Annotated in this window: 18 protein-coding genes and 1 pseudogene; 11 read left to right on the top strand and 8 right to left on the bottom strand. The window is 63.4% G+C overall.

Features of this window, described 5'->3' with window-relative positions:
- Window positions 1–134: 134 nt before the first annotated feature.
- A complete protein-coding gene (locus tag CFY91_RS12620) occupies window positions 135–338 on the top strand; it encodes a hypothetical protein (protein ID WP_093986732.1) in 204 nt (67 codons plus the stop codon).
- A 1-nt stretch (window position 339) separates the two neighbouring features.
- Here CFY91_RS12620 and CFY91_RS12615 read toward each other — a convergent pair whose 3' ends face one another.
- Window positions 340–1,806 (bottom strand): helicase HerA-like domain-containing protein, encoded by a 1,467-nt coding sequence (locus tag CFY91_RS12615; RefSeq protein ID WP_093986731.1) that lies wholly within the window; start codon window positions 1,804–1,806, stop codon window positions 340–342.
- 80 nt (window positions 1,807–1,886) lie between these two features.
- Between CFY91_RS12615 and CFY91_RS16465 the strand changes: the two are divergent.
- Both CFY91_RS16465 and CFY91_RS16460 read left to right on the top strand, forming a co-directional pair.
- Window positions 1,887–2,921, top strand: a pseudogene (locus CFY91_RS16465) (HAMP domain-containing protein); the annotation flags it as partial.
- Between the two features lie 90 nt (window positions 2,922–3,011).
- On the top strand, window positions 3,012–3,776 hold the full coding sequence (locus CFY91_RS16460; protein ID WP_371870496.1) for a methyl-accepting chemotaxis protein: 765 nt from the start codon (window positions 3,012–3,014) through the stop codon (window positions 3,774–3,776).
- Between the two features lie 50 nt (window positions 3,777–3,826).
- Here CFY91_RS16460 and CFY91_RS12605 read toward each other — a convergent pair whose 3' ends face one another.
- The 3 genes from CFY91_RS12605 to purU are packed head-to-tail and all read right to left on the bottom strand — an operon-like array spanning window position 3,827 to window position 5,322.
- Window positions 3,827–4,036 (bottom strand): hypothetical protein, encoded by a 210-nt coding sequence (locus CFY91_RS12605; protein ID WP_093986729.1) that lies wholly within the window; start codon window positions 4,034–4,036, stop codon window positions 3,827–3,829.
- On the bottom strand, window positions 4,011–4,433 hold the full coding sequence (locus CFY91_RS12600; protein ID WP_093986728.1) for a CBS domain-containing protein: 423 nt from the start codon (window positions 4,431–4,433) through the stop codon (window positions 4,011–4,013). The genes CFY91_RS12605 and CFY91_RS12600 overlap by 26 nt, the downstream gene beginning before the upstream one ends.
- A gap of 37 nt (window positions 4,434–4,470) precedes the next feature.
- Window positions 4,471–5,322 (bottom strand): formyltetrahydrofolate deformylase, encoded by an 852-nt coding sequence (gene purU / locus CFY91_RS12595; RefSeq protein WP_093986727.1) that lies wholly within the window; start codon window positions 5,320–5,322, stop codon window positions 4,471–4,473.
- A 385-nt stretch (window positions 5,323–5,707) separates the two neighbouring features.
- On the opposite strand from purU, the gene mvaT reads away from it, so the two are divergent.
- Window positions 5,708–6,091, top strand: a complete 384-nt coding sequence (gene mvaT / locus CFY91_RS12590) for a histone-like nucleoid-structuring protein MvaT (protein ID WP_093986726.1) — start codon at window positions 5,708–5,710, stop codon at window positions 6,089–6,091.
- Between the two features lie 54 nt (window positions 6,092–6,145).
- Here the strand turns inward: mvaT and sbcB are convergent, their stop codons facing one another.
- Complete coding sequence (gene sbcB, locus CFY91_RS12585) at window positions 6,146–7,582, bottom strand: exodeoxyribonuclease I (protein ID WP_093986725.1); 1,437 nt, start codon at window positions 7,580–7,582, stop codon at window positions 6,146–6,148.
- A 235-nt stretch (window positions 7,583–7,817) separates the two neighbouring features.
- Here sbcB and CFY91_RS12580 point away from each other — a divergent pair, with 235 nt between their 5' ends.
- From CFY91_RS12580 to CFY91_RS12555, 6 genes are read left to right on the top strand one after another with little or no spacing between them, the layout of a single operon-like run.
- Window positions 7,818–8,585 carry an RDD family protein gene (locus tag CFY91_RS12580; protein WP_093986724.1) on the top strand — a complete coding sequence of 256 codons (768 nt, stop codon included), beginning with the start codon at window positions 7,818–7,820 and terminating at the stop codon, window positions 8,583–8,585.
- Complete coding sequence (locus tag CFY91_RS12575; RefSeq protein ID WP_093986723.1) at window positions 8,582–9,562, top strand: stage II sporulation protein M; 981 nt, start codon at window positions 8,582–8,584, stop codon at window positions 9,560–9,562. Before CFY91_RS12580 ends, CFY91_RS12575 begins: the two co-directional genes overlap by 4 nt.
- Window positions 9,549–11,117, top strand: coding sequence for a DUF4129 domain-containing protein (locus CFY91_RS12570; RefSeq protein ID WP_093986722.1), 1,569 nt, complete (start codon window positions 9,549–9,551; stop codon window positions 11,115–11,117). The genes CFY91_RS12575 and CFY91_RS12570 overlap by 14 nt, the downstream gene beginning before the upstream one ends.
- Entirely contained in the window at window positions 11,114–12,292 is a 1,179-nt protein-coding gene (locus CFY91_RS12565) for a DUF4350 domain-containing protein (RefSeq protein WP_093986721.1), read from the top strand. The genes CFY91_RS12570 and CFY91_RS12565 overlap by 4 nt, the downstream gene beginning before the upstream one ends.
- Window positions 12,289–13,356, top strand: a complete 1,068-nt coding sequence (locus CFY91_RS12560) for an AAA family ATPase (RefSeq protein ID WP_093986720.1) — start codon at window positions 12,289–12,291, stop codon at window positions 13,354–13,356. The genes CFY91_RS12565 and CFY91_RS12560 overlap by 4 nt, the downstream gene beginning before the upstream one ends.
- On the top strand, window positions 13,353–14,684 hold the full coding sequence (locus CFY91_RS12555; RefSeq protein WP_093986719.1) for a DUF58 domain-containing protein: 1,332 nt from the start codon (window positions 13,353–13,355) through the stop codon (window positions 14,682–14,684). Before CFY91_RS12560 ends, CFY91_RS12555 begins: the two co-directional genes overlap by 4 nt.
- A 5-nt stretch (window positions 14,685–14,689) precedes the next feature.
- Here the strand turns inward: CFY91_RS12555 and CFY91_RS12550 are convergent, their stop codons facing one another.
- The 3 genes from CFY91_RS12550 to CFY91_RS12540 all read right to left on the bottom strand — a co-directional run bounded on the left by CFY91_RS12550 (window position 14,690) and on the right by CFY91_RS12540 (window position 15,987).
- Window positions 14,690–15,049, bottom strand: coding sequence for a PilZ domain-containing protein (locus CFY91_RS12550; RefSeq protein WP_093986718.1), 360 nt, complete (start codon window positions 15,047–15,049; stop codon window positions 14,690–14,692).
- A gap of 83 nt (window positions 15,050–15,132) precedes the next feature.
- On the bottom strand, window positions 15,133–15,564 hold the full coding sequence (locus CFY91_RS12545) for a DUF4124 domain-containing protein (RefSeq protein ID WP_093986717.1): 432 nt from the start codon (window positions 15,562–15,564) through the stop codon (window positions 15,133–15,135).
- A 30-nt stretch (window positions 15,565–15,594) separates the two neighbouring features.
- On the bottom strand, window positions 15,595–15,987 hold the full coding sequence (locus CFY91_RS12540; RefSeq protein WP_093986716.1) for a tetratricopeptide repeat protein: 393 nt from the start codon (window positions 15,985–15,987) through the stop codon (window positions 15,595–15,597).
- A 171-nt stretch (window positions 15,988–16,158) separates the two neighbouring features.
- On the opposite strand from CFY91_RS12540, the gene CFY91_RS12535 reads away from it, so the two are divergent.
- Window positions 16,159–17,067 carry a universal stress protein gene (locus tag CFY91_RS12535; protein ID WP_093986715.1) on the top strand — a complete coding sequence of 303 codons (909 nt, stop codon included), beginning with the start codon at window positions 16,159–16,161 and terminating at the stop codon, window positions 17,065–17,067.
- Window positions 17,068–17,091: the final 24 nt, after the last annotated feature.

The following is a 17,091-nucleotide window of genomic DNA, read 5'->3' as shown; positions in this document are numbered from 1 at the left end:
ACGCCTGGCCTGCACTTGCGAGGCTGGGGCGAATCAGCGAGGATGCGCGGCGCGCGGCCCTGCACGCCGCGCCCAACTGTTGCGGTGGCGGTTCTCCAGCCTGCCCTGCGCTGTTTTGATCTGTGGAAGAGCCCGTGAACAAAGACCAACTGCGCGCTGAACTGGAGCGTCAGGCGCAACGTTACAAGGATGTCTATGGCGGCGAAGTGACCCTCTACGCCGCCCAGCCGGAACCCGAACGCAAACCCTGGCGCAAGCGCCCCTCGGTACAGGACCAGGCGTTTGCCAGCGAACTGGAAAAGATCGCCAGGGACTTGCAAGCACCCGCCGAGCCCTGACTCAACGCTTGCCCAGCAGCGACCCCAGCAAGCCACGCACCAGCTGCCGCCCCAGTTGGTTGGCCGCCTGACGCACCGCACTCTTGAGCACCTGCCCGGCAACCTCACCCAATGCCTCCAGGGCCGGAGAGCCGGCCCCCGGCACGGGCTGGCCGGTCGCCTGCGCGGGGGTCGCCTGCAGGGCGCGTTCGCGCAGCATTTCGTAGGCCGAGTGGCGATCAATCGCCTGGTCATAACGCCCGCGCAACGCCGAATTCGTGATCAGCGCGCGACGCTCCTCGGCCAGCAACGGGCCGATGCGCGACTGCGGCGGGGCAATCCACACATGCTCGACGCGCCCGGGAATGCCGCTGCTCTCCAGGCTGCTGATCAGCGCCTCGCCAATGCCCAGCTCACTGAGACGGCTGCGCGTATCGAACGCCGGGTTGCTGCGAAAACCATCAGCCACCGCCTTGAGGCTGCGTTGCTCGGCCGCCGTGAAGGCACGCAGGCCATGTACGATGCGCAATCCCAACTGGGCCAGTACCGGATCGGGCAGGTCGCTGGGGCTCTGCGTGACGAAATACACCCCGACACCCTTGGAACGGACCAGCCGCACCACCTGCTCCAGGCGCTCCTGCAAGGCTTTCGGGGTGTCATGGAAAAGCAGGTGTGCTTCATCGAAGAACAGCGCCAGTAAAGGCCGCTCGGCATCGCCTCGCTCGGGCAGTTGCTCGAACAGCTCAGCCAGCAACCAGCACAGGAAGATCGCGTACAGCTTGGGTGATTCGTGGATCAGCCGGCTGGCATCCAGCAGATGAATCATCCCGCGGCCATCAGCGGCCGGCTGCAACAGATCGGCCAGTTGCAGCGCCGGCTCACCGAATAGCGCTTCGCAGCCCTGCTGCTCCAGCGTCGCCAGCCGCCGCTGCAAGGCCTGTGCCGAGGCCTTGGTGAACAGCGCGGCATCCTCGCCAAGCACCGTGGGCTGCTCGCCAAGATGCTGAAGCAAGGCCTTGAGGTCTTTCAGATCCAGCAACAGCAAGCCCTCGCGATCCGCCACGCGAAATACCGCATAGAGCGCGGCCTGCTGGCTGTCGCTGAGCTGCAGCAGGCTGCCCAGCAGCAGCGGGCCCATTTCGCTGAGGGTAGTACGTAGCGGATGGCCGGTCTGCCCGTGCACATCCCAGAGGGTCAGCGGGTAAGCCTGGCTGCGGTAGTTGAGGAAACTCATCTGGGCAATGCGCTCGGCAATCTTGCCCTGCGGGGTAGCGGCTGCTCCCAGGCCACACAAATCGCCTTTGATATCGGCAGCAAACACACTGACCCCGGCATCACTGAAGCCTTCGATCAAGCGCTGCAGGGTCACGGTCTTGCCGGTGCCGGTGGCTCCGGCGATCAACCCATGACGATTGCCCAGGCGCAGACTCTGGCCTTGCGGCTGGCCATCGGCACGCGCGCCCAGCAGCAACTCGGTGATTTTTTCCATCTTGTCTTCCTGTGGGTTCAAGCTTTACTCAACAGTAACCGATAACCCGGCTGGAGCCACCTCACCTGGACATAGAAGCCATGCTCAAGAATCTGAAATTTCGCCACAAGATCTTGCTCGCCGCCTCGCTGGTAGTGATCGGCGCCTTCAGCCTGTTCACCCTGTACAACGACTACCTGCAGCGCAACAGCATCAACCGCAACCTCGACGGTTACCTCAACGAGATGGGCCAGGTCACCGCCAGCAACATCGAAAGCTGGCTGTCCGGGCGCATCCTGCTGGTCGAGGCCCTGGCACAAAACCTGGGCCGGGACCGTAGCCAGCAGGCCCTGGAGTCGCTGCTGGAACAGCCGGTGTATGGCAAGACCTTCATGTTCAGCTACCTGGGCGCCGATGACGGCAGCTTCATCATGCGACCTGACGATGAAATGCCCGCCGACTATGACCCGCGCACCCGCCCCTGGTACAAGGACGCCATCAGCGCGGGAGGCAGCACGCTCACCGAGCCCTATATCGATGCGTCGACCAACCAGCTGATCATCACTATTGCCAGCCCGGTTCGCGAAGCGGGCCGCCCGGTCGGTGTGGCTGCTGGCGACCTGAGCCTGGACACCCTGGTCAAGACCATCAACGCCCTGGATTTCGGCGGCATGGGCTATGCCTTTCTGGTCAGCAGCAACGGACAGATTCTCGTCCATCCGGACAAGTCGCTGGTGATGAAGAACCTGCGTGATCTGTTCCCACAGAACACCCCGGCGATCAGCAGCCAGCTCAGCGAAGTCAGCCTCAATGGCCAGCCACGCCTGCTGACCTTTGCCGCCATCAGTGGTTTGCCCTCGGTGCAATGGCATATCGGCCTGTCCATCGACAAGAACAAGGCCTATGCCTCGCTCCGCGAATTCCGCGCCACCGCATTGGTCGCTACGCTGGTCGCCGTGGTGCTGATCATCTTCCTGCTCGGCCTGCTGATTCGCGTACTGATGCGTCCGCTCAATCAACTGGGACGCGCCATGCAGGACATCGCCCAGGGCGAAGGCGACCTGACCAAGCGCATCCACAATGACAGCAACGACGAGTTCGGCCTGCTGGCCAGCGCCTTCAATCGCTTCGTCGAACGTATCCACGCCTCGATACGCGAAGTGTCCTCGGCCACCCTGCAGGTCAACGAAGTGGCCAAGCTGGTGGTGAACGCCTCCAACTCGTCCATGCACAACTCCGATGAGCAGGCGCAGCGCACCAACAGTGTCGCCGCGGCGATCAACGAGCTGGGCGCGGCCGCCCAGGAAATCGCCCGCAACGCCGCCGACGCCTCACACCAGGCTTCCACCGCACGCCACCTGGCCGAGGACGGCCGCAATGTGGTCGAACGCACCATCAGTGCCATGAACGAGCTGTCCAGCAAGATTCGCAGCTCTACCCAGAACATCGAGGCGCTGAACAGCCGCACGGTGAACATCGGGCAGATCCTCGAAGTGATCAAGGGCATCTCCGAACAGACCAACCTGCTGGCCCTCAACGCTGCCATCGAAGCCGCCCGCGCGGGCGAAGCCGGGCGAGGCTTTGCCGTGGTCGCTGACGAGGTTCGCAACCTGGCCCACCGCACCCAGGAGTCGGCCCAGGAAATCCAGAAAATGATCGAGGAGCTGCAAGTGGGTGCCCGCGAAGCGGTCGGCACCATGAGCGAAAGCCAGCATTACAGCGAAGAGAGCGTAAAAATTGCCAACCAGGCCGGCTCCAGCCTGGGCAGCGTAACCGAGCGCATCGGTGAGATCGATGGCATGAACCAGTCGGTAGCCACCGCCACCGAAGAACAGACTTCGGTCATCGAGTCGCTGAACATGGACATCACCGAGATCAATACGCTCAACCAGGAAGGCGTGGAAAACCTCAACGCCACCCTGCGTGCCTGCACCGAACTGGAGCAACAGGCTGCACGCCTCAAGCAACTGGTGGAGAGCTTCAAGATCTGAAGTAGCGGCGCACAAAAAAAACCGAGCAAGTGCTCGGCTTTTTTGTGTCGTTACGCCTTCTGCGTATCTGCCTGAGCAGCCAGCCAGGCCTGCCAGGCGCAAGCAGCACCAGGGAACTCGGTACCGTGCGCCTCGCTCAGTTGCTCCGGGTCAAAGCGCCGGGTGCAGCCTTCGCCAAGGGTCGCCGGCATGCCGGCGGCGCCACGCTGCAGGGCGGCCAGCGAGGCCGCCTGTTCAGCCGCGGGATCTGCCTTGCTCATGCAGGGCAAACTCCTTCACCGCACGCAACACGTCGTGCCGACTGATCTGTCCGACCAGCACACCGTCATCGACTACCGGCAGACGACGTCGACGGCCGCGCAGGAAGCGTTCGGAGGCCTCGATGATATCGGTCTGCGAGGTGACGGTTTCCACCTCGCGCGCCATGTAGGCACTGACGTTGCCACCGACTTCCTCGTGATAGGCCCCGGCCAGGATGCCACGCAGGCAGTCACCCTCCGAGAGCAAGCCAATCAGGTGCCCCTGAGAATCGACCACCGGCGCACCGGAGATATTGTGTTCGAGCAGACGATTGATCGCCGTGAACAGGTCCATATCCGAGCGGAAGGTCACCAGATGGCGGGTCATGTAATCCCCGACCTTGATCGACTTGAGCATGTGCGCTCTCCTTGTTGGCGTTGATCCGGGTGGCCGGTCAGTCGAACACCACGGTTTTGTTGTCGTGTACCAGTACTCGGTCTTCCAAGTGATAGCGCAAGCCACGGGAAAGCACCATCTTTTCCACATCCTTGCCGAGGCGAACCATGTCCTCGATGCTGTCGCGATGGCTGACCCGTACCACATCCTGTTCAATGATCGGGCCGGCATCCAGCTCGTCGGTAACATAATGGCAGGTGGCACCAATCAACTTGACCCCGCGCAAGGAGGCCTGGTGATAAGGCTTGGCCCCGACGAAGGACGGCAGGAAGCTATGGTGGATGTTGATCACCCGCTGGGCAAAACGCTCGCAAAGTGCTGGCGGTAATATCTGCATGTAGCGTGCCAGGACAATGGCGTCAGCCTGTTGCTCCAGGACCAGGCGCTCTACCTCGGCAAAGGCAGCGGCCTTATCTTGCGGGTCGACCGGCACATGGTGATAGGGAATGCCATGCCACTCGACCATGCTACGCAGCGTGTCATGATTGGCGATCACGCAGGGAATGTCACAATCCAGCTCGCCGCTGTGCCAGCGATGCAGCAGGTCAGCCAGGCAGTGCGACTCGCGACTGGCCATCAGGACCACACGCTTACGCTGGCTGGAGTCGGTCACCCGCCACTCCATCTCGAACTCCCGGGCGATCGGCGCGAAGGCCTGACGAAAACCCTCCAGGTCGAACGGCAGCGAATCGGCACGGATCTCATGACGCATAAAGAACCAGCCACTCTGATTATCCGAGTGGTGGCTGGCTTCCGTGATCCAGCCATTGTAGGTAGCCAGGAAACTACTGACCTTGGCAACAATCCCAACACGGTCCGGACAGGCAATGACCAGACGAAACGTACGCATGAACAGGCTCCCGCTCTAGGTAAAGCGCCATTCTAGCCAGTGCCGTGGACGAAAGGCACGGTAAACGCCGAGCAAATGCAGCACAGGCAACTCGGCAGGGCAGATCGCCCCCTCAGGGCGCGCCGCACATCATCAATAAGCGCACCGAGCATTTTGTCGTTTTTATATGACACATACCGTAACCTTGAATAGAAGGTCACGCCTGTTAATTATTGCTTATTTATTCAAGCCAGCATTTACAGGCTCATGCAGGCTGACTAACATTGCCGCCAATGTTGGGTTTGTCTGTTGTAGCCAACATGACAGTTCAGCGTGTCGAATAAATATTTCGGCAGCGCCTGCGCAACCCGATTCTTTTTATCACTGCAACACACGGGATATATCCATGAGCACGTCGCTGATCAGTGAATACCGCGCCACCCAGGAAGCCATTGAGGAACTGCAACAACGTCTGCAAGCCCTGTCGCAAGACCAGAAACTGCAACAGGAACTGGAGTTCGAGCAGAAACTGCGTGCACTGATGGCCGAATATGGCAAATCGCTGCCGGCCATCATTGCCATTCTTGATCCGCAGGCAGCCAAAAACAGCCGCGCCAGCCAGCCGGCCAAGGCCAGCAGCAGCCGTCGCAGCCGCAAGACCAAGCAGTACAAAAACCCCAACACCGGCGAAGTGATTGAAACCAAGGGTGGCAATCACAAAACCCTGAAAGAGTGGAAAGCCCAATACGGCAATGACACCGTGGAAAGCTGGATGACCCTGCTGGACTGAATTCAGTCGTATTGAAAAATCCCCTGCTGGTCAGGGGATTTTTTATATCCGCGATTAATCCGGCTGCGCCAGTTGCGCCTGCAAGTCCTGCGCATAGCGTTGCCACTCAGCCAGCAAGCGATACTGGGCGTCCCCCGCCTGCGCCATCGCCTGCGCCATCGCCCGTTCAAACTGTTCCGAGGTATTTGGCGCGGCGTATTGCGGATCACTCAGACGCTGCCGGCAAAATTGCCGCCAGCGCTGCCGTTCGGCCTGCGACAGGCTATCCGGAAAGTTGCGCGCGCGGTAACGAAACAGCAACTCGCCCAAACGCGCGTCATCGAACAACCAGTCACCCTGTGCCAACTGTTCAGCACTGGCCTCGCGCACCTGCTGCACCAGGCGCCGGTCACGCTCACCGAGAAAGCCGGCGTAGAGCTGCTGCTCGACATCTGCCGGCGCAAAACCGGGCTCCTCGGCGTACAGCGCCGCCAGCTTGTCCTGCCATAGCGCACGCTGCTCGGCCAGTTGCCGGCCGCGCTGTTGCAGATCAGCCAGGTCCAGACCGAGCCGCTGGCAATCGCTGTCACCCAGCACATTCAGCGGTGCCAGCACCGGGCAACGGTTGATATGCACCAGTTTCAAGGGCACCGGCAACTCGTCGGCAGCCAGTTCGCTATGCCGGCGATACAGGCGCTGGCGCAGGCTTTCCGCATCCAGTTCCAGCAAGGGCCGGGGGTCCTGATGCAGGTCACAGACGATCAGCGCATTGCGATTGTGCGGATGCCAGGCCAGCGGCAACACCACCGCCAGGTAGTGACGACTGGCGGCAAAGCGTCCGGACACATGGAGCAGCGGCTGCAACAAACGGACCTGCGCCTGCACGGCATTCTTGCGACGCAAGTCGTACAGGTACTGGTACAAGCGCGGCTGACGCTCCCGTAGCAGGCGGGCCAAGGCGATGGTCGCACGCACATCGGCCAGCGCATCGTGGGCCTGGCCATGTTCGATACCATTGGCAGCGGTCAGCAGTTCCAGGCGCAGGCTGACCTGCCCGTCCTGCTGCGGCCAGACCAATCCTTCCGGGCGCAAGGCATACGCCGTGCGCAACAGGTCGATGAGATCCCAGCGACTGTTACCACCCTGCCACTCACGGGCATAGGGGTCGATAAAGTTGCGCCAGAAGCTGAAACGGGCGACTTCGTCATCAAAACGCAGGCTGTTGTAGCCTGCCGTACAGGTCCCCGGCTGGACCATCTGCTGCTCGAGGCGCTGCATGAACTCCACCTCGGCAACGCCCTGCTCGGCCAGACGCTGCGGGGTAATGCCGGTGACCAGGCAGGCCTGCGGATGCGGCAGGATATCCTCGGACAACTTGCAGTAGAGATTGAACGGCTCGCCGATCTCATTGAGTTGTTCATCGGTACGTATCCCGGCCACCTGCAAAGGGCGGTCACTGCGCGGATCGATCCCGGTGGTTTCGAAGTCGTACCAGAAAATACTGGAAGTCACATGCACTCCATAGGTCTATTGCCCGCCTGTCCGTCGTTACGCCACCCTGGCCTGGCCCGGACACACCAGCGCGCAGTGTAGACTGCCCACCGACCAGCGGCTCCACTACGCAGTTTACCCGACCAGCGCTTGCCGGTCGGGCAATGGCTGATTAGCATGCACGGCTCATTCTCACCTGCACGCGCCTAAGGATGGTCGGCATGCTCACCCCCTACCTGCCCAGCTGCCTGATGGCATGCCCTGCAACAGGGGTTGCGGCTTGAGCCAGACCTTCGCGCCTCCCGCCGCCGCGGCACAGCCTGCCCTGGACAGCTGCTATCAGGTGGAGACCCCGGAAGGCATCGACCTGCAGCTGCGTCCGGCCGGTATCGTGCCGCGCGCACTGGCCTATACCATCGACCTGCTGATCCGCGTGTTGACCCTGCTGCTGCTATTCACCCTGCTGGCCTTTCTTGGCCGCTTCGGCACCGGCCTCGGGCTGATCCTGACCTTCCTGATCACCTGGTGGTACATGGTGCTGTTTGAAGTACTCAACCAGGGACGCACCCCCGGCAAATACTGGATGGGCTTGAGTGTGGTGCACGATGATGGAACACCCGTGGGCTGGAGTGCCTCCCTGTTGCGCAATCTGCTGCGCTTCGTCGACATTCTGCCGTTCGGTTATACCCTGGGCTTACTCAGCTGCCTGAACCATCCGGCGTTCAAACGGCTCGGCGACATCGCCGCAGGCACCTTGGTGGTCTATCGCGAAACCACCCTGTTCAGCCGGCCACCACTCCCCGAAGCTATCCCGCAACGTCCGCCTCTGCCCCTGCACCTGGACGAGCAACGGGCACTCATCGCCTTTGCCGAGCGGCATGAGCAGTTATCCACAGCCAGACGCCAGGAGCTGGCGACCATCGTCTCGCCACTCTTCGATGACGCCGACCCCGCCGCCAGTGAGCAGGCACTCTATGGCATCGCCCATGGCTTACTGGGCCCGGCGCTGGACACCCCGTCATGAAGCAGACGCAGTTTGAACAACGCTACCAGGCGCACTGGCACGCCTTCGCGCTGCAGCTTGAAAGCCTGGAAAAAAGCCAGGCCTGCGACCCCGCACATCGCTCTTTCGCCAGTGCCTACCGCCAGATCTGCCAGCACCTGGCACTGGCCCAGGCGCGCGGCTACAGCAGCCACCTGATCGACCACCTGCAACGCCTGGCATTGCGCGGCCACCGCCAGTTCTATCGGCACCGCAGCAGCCTCCCCGGGCAATTGGCCGGTTTCCTGCTGCAGGGCTTTCCCCGCCTGGTGCGCCAGCAATGGCGTAGCGTGCTACTGGCCAGCCTGCTGTTCTATGGCAGCCTGCTGCTGATGGGTGGCCTGGTGTACAGCCATCCCGAGCTGGTGTACAGCATCATGGAGCCCAGCCAGGTCAGCGACATGGAACAGATGTACGACCCGGCCGCACGACGTATCGGCAAGCTGGCCGAACGCGACAGCAATGATGACTGGATGATGTTCGGCCACTACATCATGAACAACATCGGCATTGCCTTTCAGACCTTTGCCAGCGGCCTGCTGTTCGGGCTGGGCAGCCTGTTCTTTCTGTTATTCAACGGTCTGATGATTGGTGCGGTAGCCGGCCACCTGACGCGCATTGGCTATCACGACACCTTCTGGTCGTTCGTCATCGGCCACGGTGCCTTCGAACTGACCGCCATTACCCTGGCCGGGGCGGCAGGCCTGCAACTGGGCTGGGCACTGATCGCCCCCGGCCGCCATGCACGCAGTGAAGCCTTGCGTCTGGCAGCTGCGCAGGCTGTAAAGCTAGTGGCCGGTGTGATCATCATGTTGCTGATCGCCGCCTTCGTCGAAGCCTACTGGTCATCCATGACCCTGGCCAGCAGCTCGCTCAAGTACTGGGTAGGCGCGGCGCTCTGGCTGCTGGTCGCTATCTATTTCCTGGCTGTCGGACGAGGTACCCATGCGCCTGACTGACGCCACGGTGGTCATCCGCCCACGCAGCCAGTGGGAAGCCATGGACCTGGGCATACGCCTGGCACGCCGTCACGCCGGCCTGCTAATGGCCAGTTGGGCGATCATCACCCTGCCACTGCTCGGCCTGCTCAGCGCCTTGCTGTGGTCTTACCCCAGCATAGCGGTGCTGATCTTCTGGTTGCTCAAGCCAGCCTACGAACGCCTACCGCTGTATATCCTCTCGCAGGCACTGTTCGGCCATACCCCCAGCCTGTCGGCCAGCTTGCGCGCCTTGCCGGGCCTGCTCAAACCGCAGTTGCTGGCCAGCCTGACCTGGCGACGCCTGAGCATGACGCGCAGCTTCGATCTGCCCGTTCTGCAACTCGAAGGCCTGGCCGGCCAAGCGCGCAGCCAGCGCCTGGTGGTGCTCGGCCAGAAAGGCACCGCCGGCGCTACCTGGCTGACCCTGGTAGGCGTACACGTGGAAATGGCCCTGCTGTTCGGTCTGTTCGCCCTGCTCTACCTGATGTTGCCGATGCAGGTGGAGATCGACTGGAGCTGGGAAAGCCTGATCAACCCGGATAGCCATCAGTGGCTATGGCTGGAGCACCTGTCCAACCTGCTCTACGGCCTGTTGCTGGTGATCTGGGGACCGGTGTATGCAGCCTGTGGCTTCACCCTGTACCTCAACCGCCGCAGCGAACTGGAAGCCTGGGATATTGAACTGGTGCTGCGTCGCCTGCGCCAGCGCGTCACCGGCAGCGCCTATGCCCTGCTATTGCTCGCCGGCCTGTTGCTCAGCCAATGGCCGGCCCCGGCACTGGCCGACGACATGCCCGTGCAGTGCCAGCCCGAGCAGCTGGCAGCCGACCACCCCGATGCGCCACGCCTGCAGCTGCAGCACCTGGACAGCGACAGTGCCCGTTATGCCATTGCCGGGCTGCTGGCCGAACCGCCCTTCGAACACACCGAACAGGTCACCCGCTGGCGTCTTGGCGACCCCCAGGAACTGGACGAAGAACGCATAAAAGCCTGGGCCGAGCGACTCAAGGCCTTATTCGACTGGTGGGAGCGCAGCAGCGGCCTGGCCCTTGTGGTGGAGAGCCTGCTCTGGGGCCTGTGCCTTGGCTTGCTGGTATGGCTGGCCTGGCGCTACCGACAATGGCTGCAGGCCTTCGGCAGCCGTTTGCGACTGCCACGCCGCAGTCCGGCGGAAGTCCCGCCCAGCCAATTGTTCGGTCTGGAAGTCAGCCCACAAAGCCTGCCGCAGGACATTCCCGGCGCCGTACTGGCGTTGTGGACAGAACAACCGCGCGCCGCCCTCAGCCTGCTGTATCGCGCCTTGCTCAGTCATCTGCTGCATGAGCGGCAGTTGCCGCTCAAGGCGTCGCACACCGAAGGCGAGGTACTGGCCCTGGTGCAGCGCCAGCAGCATGAGCCGCTCAGCCAGTTTTGCCAGCAGCTCACCACGCACTGGCTACAACTGGCTTACGGCCACCGCCTGCCCCCTGCAGACAGCTGCCAGGCACTCTGTGCACAGTGGCGCCAGCTGTTCACCACGGAGCCCCGCCCATGACTACGCGGCAACGCCAGTGGCTGCTCGGCGGCCTGCTGTTACTGGCTCTAGTGGGCCTGGGTGGCTACCTCTTCGAACAGCTACAACACTACCAGAGCACCGTCAAGCACGGCCCCAGCCCGGAAGCCCGACGCAACCCCTACCTGGCCGCGGAACACTTCCTGCGTCTGCAGCAGATTCCCGTGCAGCGCGCTGCCAACTTCTCCACCTTGCACGACCTGCCAGCCATGGGCCATAGCCTGCTGGTGCTGGGGGGGCGCAACAAGCTCAGCCCGACCCAGCAAAAGCGCCTGCTCGACTGGGCAGCCCGTGGCGGTCACCTGCTGTTCGTGGCCGAAGCCCTGTATGACGAGGAGCGCCAGGCCAGTGACGATCCGCTGCTGGACGCCCTGGGTATCCAACAATACCGTACCGAGGAACTGCCCGAAGAGCACAGCGAGGACAGCTCGGCGCCACGCGACAACCCACATCCCGAACTGACCCGCCTGTACCTGCAGAACGAAAAGGCGCCGGCCTATATTGCCTTCGACGACGAGTTTCACCTGTACGACAGCCAGAACCGCGCCCATGCCTGGGCCAACAGCGCGGCGGCCACCCACTTGCTGCAGCTGTACCACGGCCAGGGCATGGTCAGCGTGCTCAGCGATGCCTGGATCTGGGAAAACGACAACATCAGCGGCTACGACCATGCCTGGCTGCTCTGGTACCTGACCCAGGACAGCCAGGTCACCCTGTTCCACGACGCCGAGCGTGATGGCCTGGGCAGCCTGTTACTGCGCCACTTCCCACTGGCTCTGCTGCTGCTCGCCCTGCTGCTGGGGGCCGGCCTCTGGCATGTGGCGCCGCGTTTCGGTCCGCTGCTGCCGTCCGCAGATCCGACGCGCCGGCAACTTGAGGAACACCTGCGCGGCAGCGCCGACTTCCTGCTGCGCCGTGCCGGCCAGCACAGCCTGCTGCAGGGCCTGCAACAGGACATCCAGCGCCGCGCCCGCCATCGCCAGCCCGGTTTTGAACGCCTGCCGGTAGCCGAGCAATGGCAGGTGCTCGGCCGGCTCAGCCGTCTTCCCAGCAACGCCATCAGTCAAGCCATGCGCCCGCTCGGCCAGCAGCCGCTGAGCGCCGCCGATTTCACCCGTCAGGTTGCCCACCTGCAACGTCTCAGGAATGCCCTATGAGCGAACATACCGCAGAGCCCACCCCGTCCCATGACGACACCGCACCGGCCGTCACCGCCGTGCCCCCCGCCGCCAGTGCGGCAACCCCGGCCAGTGCGCCAAGCAGCCAGCGGCAGCGTGCCAGTCAGTTGGCTCAGGCACTGCGCCAGGAGCTGCACAAGGCGCTGATCGGCCAGCAGGCGGTGGTCGAGGACGTACTGACCGCCCTGCTGGCCGGCGGCCATGTGCTCATCGAAGGGGTTCCCGGGTTGGGCAAGACCCTGCTGGTGCGGGCCCTGGCACGCTGTTTCAACGGCGAGTTCGCACGCATCCAGTTCACCCCGGACCTGATGCCCAGCGACGTGACCGGGCATGCCGTATACGACCAGGCCAGCGAACAGTTCAAGCTGCGCAAAGGACCGGTGTTCACCCATCTGCTGCTGGCCGATGAGATCAACCGTGCGCCTGCCAAGACCCAGGCCGCCCTGCTGGAAGTCATGCAGGAGCGCCAGGTCACCCTGGAAGGCCGCCCACTGGCGGTGCCCCAGCCCTTCATGGTGCTGGCCACGCAAAACCCCATCGAGCAGGAAGGCACCTACCCGCTGCCCGAAGCCGAACTGGACCGCTTCATGCTCAAACTGCGCATGGACTATCCGGCCGCCGAGGAAGAACTCAACCTGGTACGCCAGGTCACCCGTTCGGCCAAGGCCGACATGCTCGAAGTCAACCCGCTGCGCAGCCTGCTGCAACCCCGTGACCTGCTGGCACTGCAAAAGATCGCCAGCGACCTGCCACTGGACGAGCAGGTACTCGACTATGCGGTACGCCTGGCACGCAGCACACGCAGCTGGCCAGGCCTGGCACTGGGCGCCGGACCACGCGCGTCAATCGCCCTGGTGCGTGGCGGCCGCGCACGTGCGCTGCTGCGCGGTGGCGACTTTGTCATTCCCGACGATATCAAGGGCTGCGCCCTGGCGGTACTGCGCCATCGCGTGCGCCTGGCGCCCGAGCTGGACATCGAAGGTCTGTCCGTAGACCAGGTGCTCAGCCAGCTCCTCGACCAGGTTGCGGCGCCGCGCCTGTGAAGCCCAGTCGCCGCCTGCTCGTCCTGCTCGGCACGCTGGCCGCCCTGGCGCTGCTGCAGGGGACTCTGCACGCCCTGCACGCGCCGCTGGCCGACCGCCTGGCCAGCCTGACCGGCGCCCTGCTGGCCACCCTACTGTTGGTGGCGCTGCTCGATGCCTGCTGGCTATGGCGCCTGCCCAGCCCCACCCTGCAGCGCCAGTTACCCGGCACTCTGCCGCTGGGGCGCTGGAGCGACGTACAGCTGACCCTGCACCACAGTCTGGCCCAGGCATGCCGTGTACAGCTGTTCGACGCCCTACCGGAGGGCATGGACAGCCAGGCCATGCCGCAGCAGGTACAACTGCAAGCGGGGCGCTACAGCCAGTTCAGCTATCGCCTGCGCCCCCTGCGCCGCGGGCACTTCCACTTCACCAGCGCCGACCTGCTGCTGCCCAGCCCGCTCGGGCTGTGGCTGGCCCGGCGACGTCTGGACTGCCCTGGCCAGGTGCGCGTTTATCCGGATTTCGCACGTCTCTACGGCGCCGAACTCATGGCCGTAGACGACTGGCTGAGCCGCCTTGGCGTTCGCCAGAAGCCACGTCGTGGGCTGGGCCTGGAGTTCCACCAGTTGCGTGAGTTCCGCGATGGCGACAGCCTGCGGCAGATCGACTGGAAAGCCACCGCCCGCAAGGGCACGCCGATTGCTCGCGAATATCAGGATGAGCGCGATCAGCAGATCCTCTTCCTGCTCGACTGCGGACGACGCATGCATAGCCGCGATGACGAGCTGGCGCACTTCGACCACGCGCTGAATGCCTGCCTGCTGCTCAGTTACGTCGCCCTGCGCCAGGGCGATGCAGTCGGTCTGTGCAGCTTTGCCAGCAGCACGCCGCGCTACATCGCACCGAACAAAGGCAATGCGCAGCTGGGCGTGCTGCTCAATGGCGTCTACGACCTGCACAGCAGCCTGCTGCCCGCCGACTTCAACCAGGCCGTCGAACAGGTCTTGTTGCGCCAGCGCCGCCGCGCACTGGTGGTGGTCATCAGCAACCTGCGCGACGAGGATGACGAAGAACTGCTCGCTGCCATGCGCCGCCTCAACCGCCGGCATCGCGTCCTGCTGGCCAGCCTGCGCGAGCCGGTGCTCGACCGCCTGCGCCACAAACCGGTGGAAAACCTCAATGACGCCCTGGGCTATTGCGGAGCACTGGACTACCTCAACGCACGCGCCAGCCTGCATGAACGCCTGCTGGCCCATGGCCTGCCGCTCCTTGAAGCCACGCCTCAGCAGTTGGGCCCGCAGCTAGTCAGTCGTTATCTGGAGTGGAAAAAAGCCGGCGTATTCTGAACGCGTCAGGCCGAGGTGGGCAGGCAGCGAAAGCTGAAGTAGTGACGCAGCGCTGCGACCATCTGCACATACTCGGCCGGCGCGGTGACCAGGGCAAAGCCCGAGTCGAAATGTCCCGGGGTGAGATCCTCGCGGCTCCACTGGCAGGTGGCGTAGAAATCCACCAGATGCAACTGGCCATCATGGCCGGGGATCTTCAGGCGCATATCGAAGCGCGCACCCACCAGCATGGGCAGCTCGCTGATCAGCATCAGCCCTTCCAGGGAAATATTGCCGATATAGCCCATAGGCCTGTCGGTGATGCGGTTGAACACCTTCAGGTAGTAGGGCAACTGGTGCCGTTCGATTCGACGATGCGGGCGCATGCTGGCAGATCGCTAGTGGATGAGCCCTGAGTATGGTCGCATCCGGCCATCACAGCCAATCCAGCACACGACCTTTCATCGCCTCAGTCGCCGCATTGCTCAGCCACCCGCGCCTGCAATTGCTGCCGGGCCTTGGCCATCTGCGCATCACTGTAGAACTGCCGCTCACCCTGCTGATCCGTGCGGAAGAACAACCCCGGCTGGCTGATCCGGACCAGCTCGCGGCGCATCTGCTGGCACGCGTGCAGGCGTTGTCGCTGGCGTTCGGCCTGCTCCTCGCGTTGTTGCTGCTGTTCTTCCTGGCGGGCCCGGAAAAACCGCTCGCTGCGTGCCTCACGCTCACGGGTGGCGGCATCCCGCTCCATCACCTGCGGACGCACCTCCACTCTCTCGGCGTCGGCCGCCTGCGGACGCTGGCCAAAGTGCACGCGGCCCTGGGCATCGGTCCAGCGATAGATTTCCTGGGCCACGCTCATGCTGCTGAGGCAGGAAAAAGTCAGGCACAGCATCAACATCCTTGGCATGCAGAAGTTTCCTTGAAAGGCTTAGGGTTTGCCCGGCAAGGGCTGATCCCGGGCAGTGCTGACCTGCACATCCGTAGCCGGCCAATGACCGAGCTGCTGCAAGGTATCCAGGCGCGCACGGGCGCGGAAGGCATACTCGCTGCGCGGGTAATGCTGGAGGATGAACTGGTAGGTCTGCCCGGCGTCGACAAACAATTGCTGGCGCTCCAGGCACTGTCCACGCAACAGGGAAACCTCCGGCTGCAGGTAGGGGCGCGCACGAATGCTCCGTTCAACCCGCGACAGGGCCAGTGCCACCGCGGCACAATCGCCGGCGGCATAGGCCCGGTAAGCCTCGTCCAGCTGGTGGTTGGCGGTCAGCCGGGTGCAGCCAGCCAGAAGCAGATACAGGCCGAGCAGGAAAAAGATTCGCATGGCAGGGTTCCTCCGTGTGCCAGTGTATCGGCTGGCGGGTCGTTTTCTCCAGCGCGGCGCAGGTCTCAGCAGCTCATGGCGTGGCCATTGGTCGCAGCGTGACGCAGATCAAGCCGCCGCCGGACAAGCTAGGCTGCAATACAGGCCTAGCCTTTGCGAGGAATCCCTGCCATGCGTCTACAGCAACTGCTGGTCGTGCTCGACCCTACTCAGGAAGCCCAACCGGCACTCAATCGTGCAGCCTGGCTGGCCCGCCACAGTCAGGCCCACCTTGACCTGCTGCTCTGCGAGTTCACCCCAGCCCTGGAAGGTGCCTTGTGGCTGGATAGTACGCGCCTGGAGCAGGCCCGCAGCGACCTGCTCACGCAACGCCGTGCCTGGGCTGAACAATTGGCCGCCCCGCTGCGCGCCGAGGGACTGGATGTCAGCGTGGAAGTCCGCTGGGGCAAGTCGGTGCAGCAGACCGTGCTCGACCGCGTCGCCGAGCGCCAGCCGGACCTGGTGTTCAAGGCCAGCAAGAACCATGGTCTGTTGCAGCGCCTGTTCCTCAGCAACAGCTGCTGGCAGCTGATACGCAAGTGCCCGGTGCCTTTATGGCTGGTGCATCGTGCCGAATGGCAAGGCCACAAGCTGGCCGCCGCGCTTGACCCCATGCATGTAGCCGACAAGCCTGCTGCACTGGATCACCAACTGATTCGCACCGGCCAGGAGCTGGCCACCAGTCTCGGCCTGGAAGCCCACTATCTGCATTGTTATGCCCCGCTGCCACGAACACTGGTCTTCGATGCCGAGCTGATCGCTGATTACGAAGGCTATGCACAACGCTGCGCGCAACAGCACCGCCAGGCCTTCGAGCAGCTGCTCGCCCCCTATGCGCTGCAGGCCCACCAGCAACACCTGCTGGAAGGCTTTGCCGAGGAGCGCATTCCCCAGTTCGTCGAGCAGAGCGGCATCGACCTGCTGCTGATGGGGGCCGTATCGCGCAGCCATCTGGACCGGGCCTTGCTCGGCAACACGGCAGAACGCATCCTCGAGGCCGTGCACTGCGACCTGCTGGTGCTCAAACCCAGCCAGACCTGAGGGCTGCACCCCCGGCGACGAGGT

The sequence above is a fragment of the Pseudomonas fluvialis genome (genome assembly GCF_002234375.1).
In the GTDB taxonomy this organism is placed as follows: domain Bacteria; phylum Pseudomonadota; class Gammaproteobacteria; order Pseudomonadales; family Pseudomonadaceae; genus Aquipseudomonas; species Aquipseudomonas fluvialis.
The sequence above is the reverse complement of the archived record's forward strand: the minus strand, read 5'-3'. Positions and strand labels throughout refer to the sequence as shown.

Bases quoted from the DNA above. Each gene is read 5' to 3' on its own strand.
- CFY91_RS12570 (WP_093986722.1), top strand. From the start codon at position 9,549: ATGCGCCTGACTGACGCCACGGTGGTCATCCGCCCACGCAGCCAGTGG.
- CFY91_RS12580 (WP_093986724.1), top strand. From the start codon at position 7,818: ATGCCCTGCAACAGGGGTTGCGGCTTGAGCCAGACCTTCGCGCCTCCC.
- CFY91_RS12540 (WP_093986716.1), bottom strand. From the start codon at position 15,987: ATGCGAATCTTTTTCCTGCTCGGCCTGTATCTGCTTCTGGCTGGCTGC.
- CFY91_RS12545 (WP_093986717.1), bottom strand. From the start codon at position 15,564: ATGTTGATGCTGTGCCTGACTTTTTCCTGCCTCAGCAGCATGAGCGTG.
- mvaT (WP_093986726.1), top strand. From the start codon at position 5,708: ATGAGCACGTCGCTGATCAGTGAATACCGCGCCACCCAGGAAGCCATT.
- purU (WP_093986727.1), bottom strand. From the start codon at position 5,322: ATGCGTACGTTTCGTCTGGTCATTGCCTGTCCGGACCGTGTTGGGATT.
- CFY91_RS12575 (WP_093986723.1), top strand. From the start codon at position 8,582: ATGAAGCAGACGCAGTTTGAACAACGCTACCAGGCGCACTGGCACGCC.
- CFY91_RS12600 (WP_093986728.1), bottom strand. From the start codon at position 4,433: ATGCTCAAGTCGATCAAGGTCGGGGATTACATGACCCGCCATCTGGTG.
- CFY91_RS12605 (WP_093986729.1), bottom strand. From the start codon at position 4,036: ATGAGCAAGGCAGATCCCGCGGCTGAACAGGCGGCCTCGCTGGCCGCC.
- CFY91_RS12615 (WP_093986731.1), bottom strand. From the start codon at position 1,806: ATGGAAAAAATCACCGAGTTGCTGCTGGGCGCGCGTGCCGATGGCCAG.
- CFY91_RS12535 (WP_093986715.1), top strand. From the start codon at position 16,159: ATGCGTCTACAGCAACTGCTGGTCGTGCTCGACCCTACTCAGGAAGCC.
- CFY91_RS12550 (WP_093986718.1), bottom strand. From the start codon at position 15,049: ATGCGCCCGCATCGTCGAATCGAACGGCACCAGTTGCCCTACTACCTG.
- CFY91_RS12565 (WP_093986721.1), top strand. From the start codon at position 11,114: ATGACTACGCGGCAACGCCAGTGGCTGCTCGGCGGCCTGCTGTTACTG.
- CFY91_RS12560 (WP_093986720.1), top strand. From the start codon at position 12,289: ATGAGCGAACATACCGCAGAGCCCACCCCGTCCCATGACGACACCGCA.
- CFY91_RS16460 (WP_371870496.1), top strand. From the start codon at position 3,012: ATGCACAACTCCGATGAGCAGGCGCAGCGCACCAACAGTGTCGCCGCG.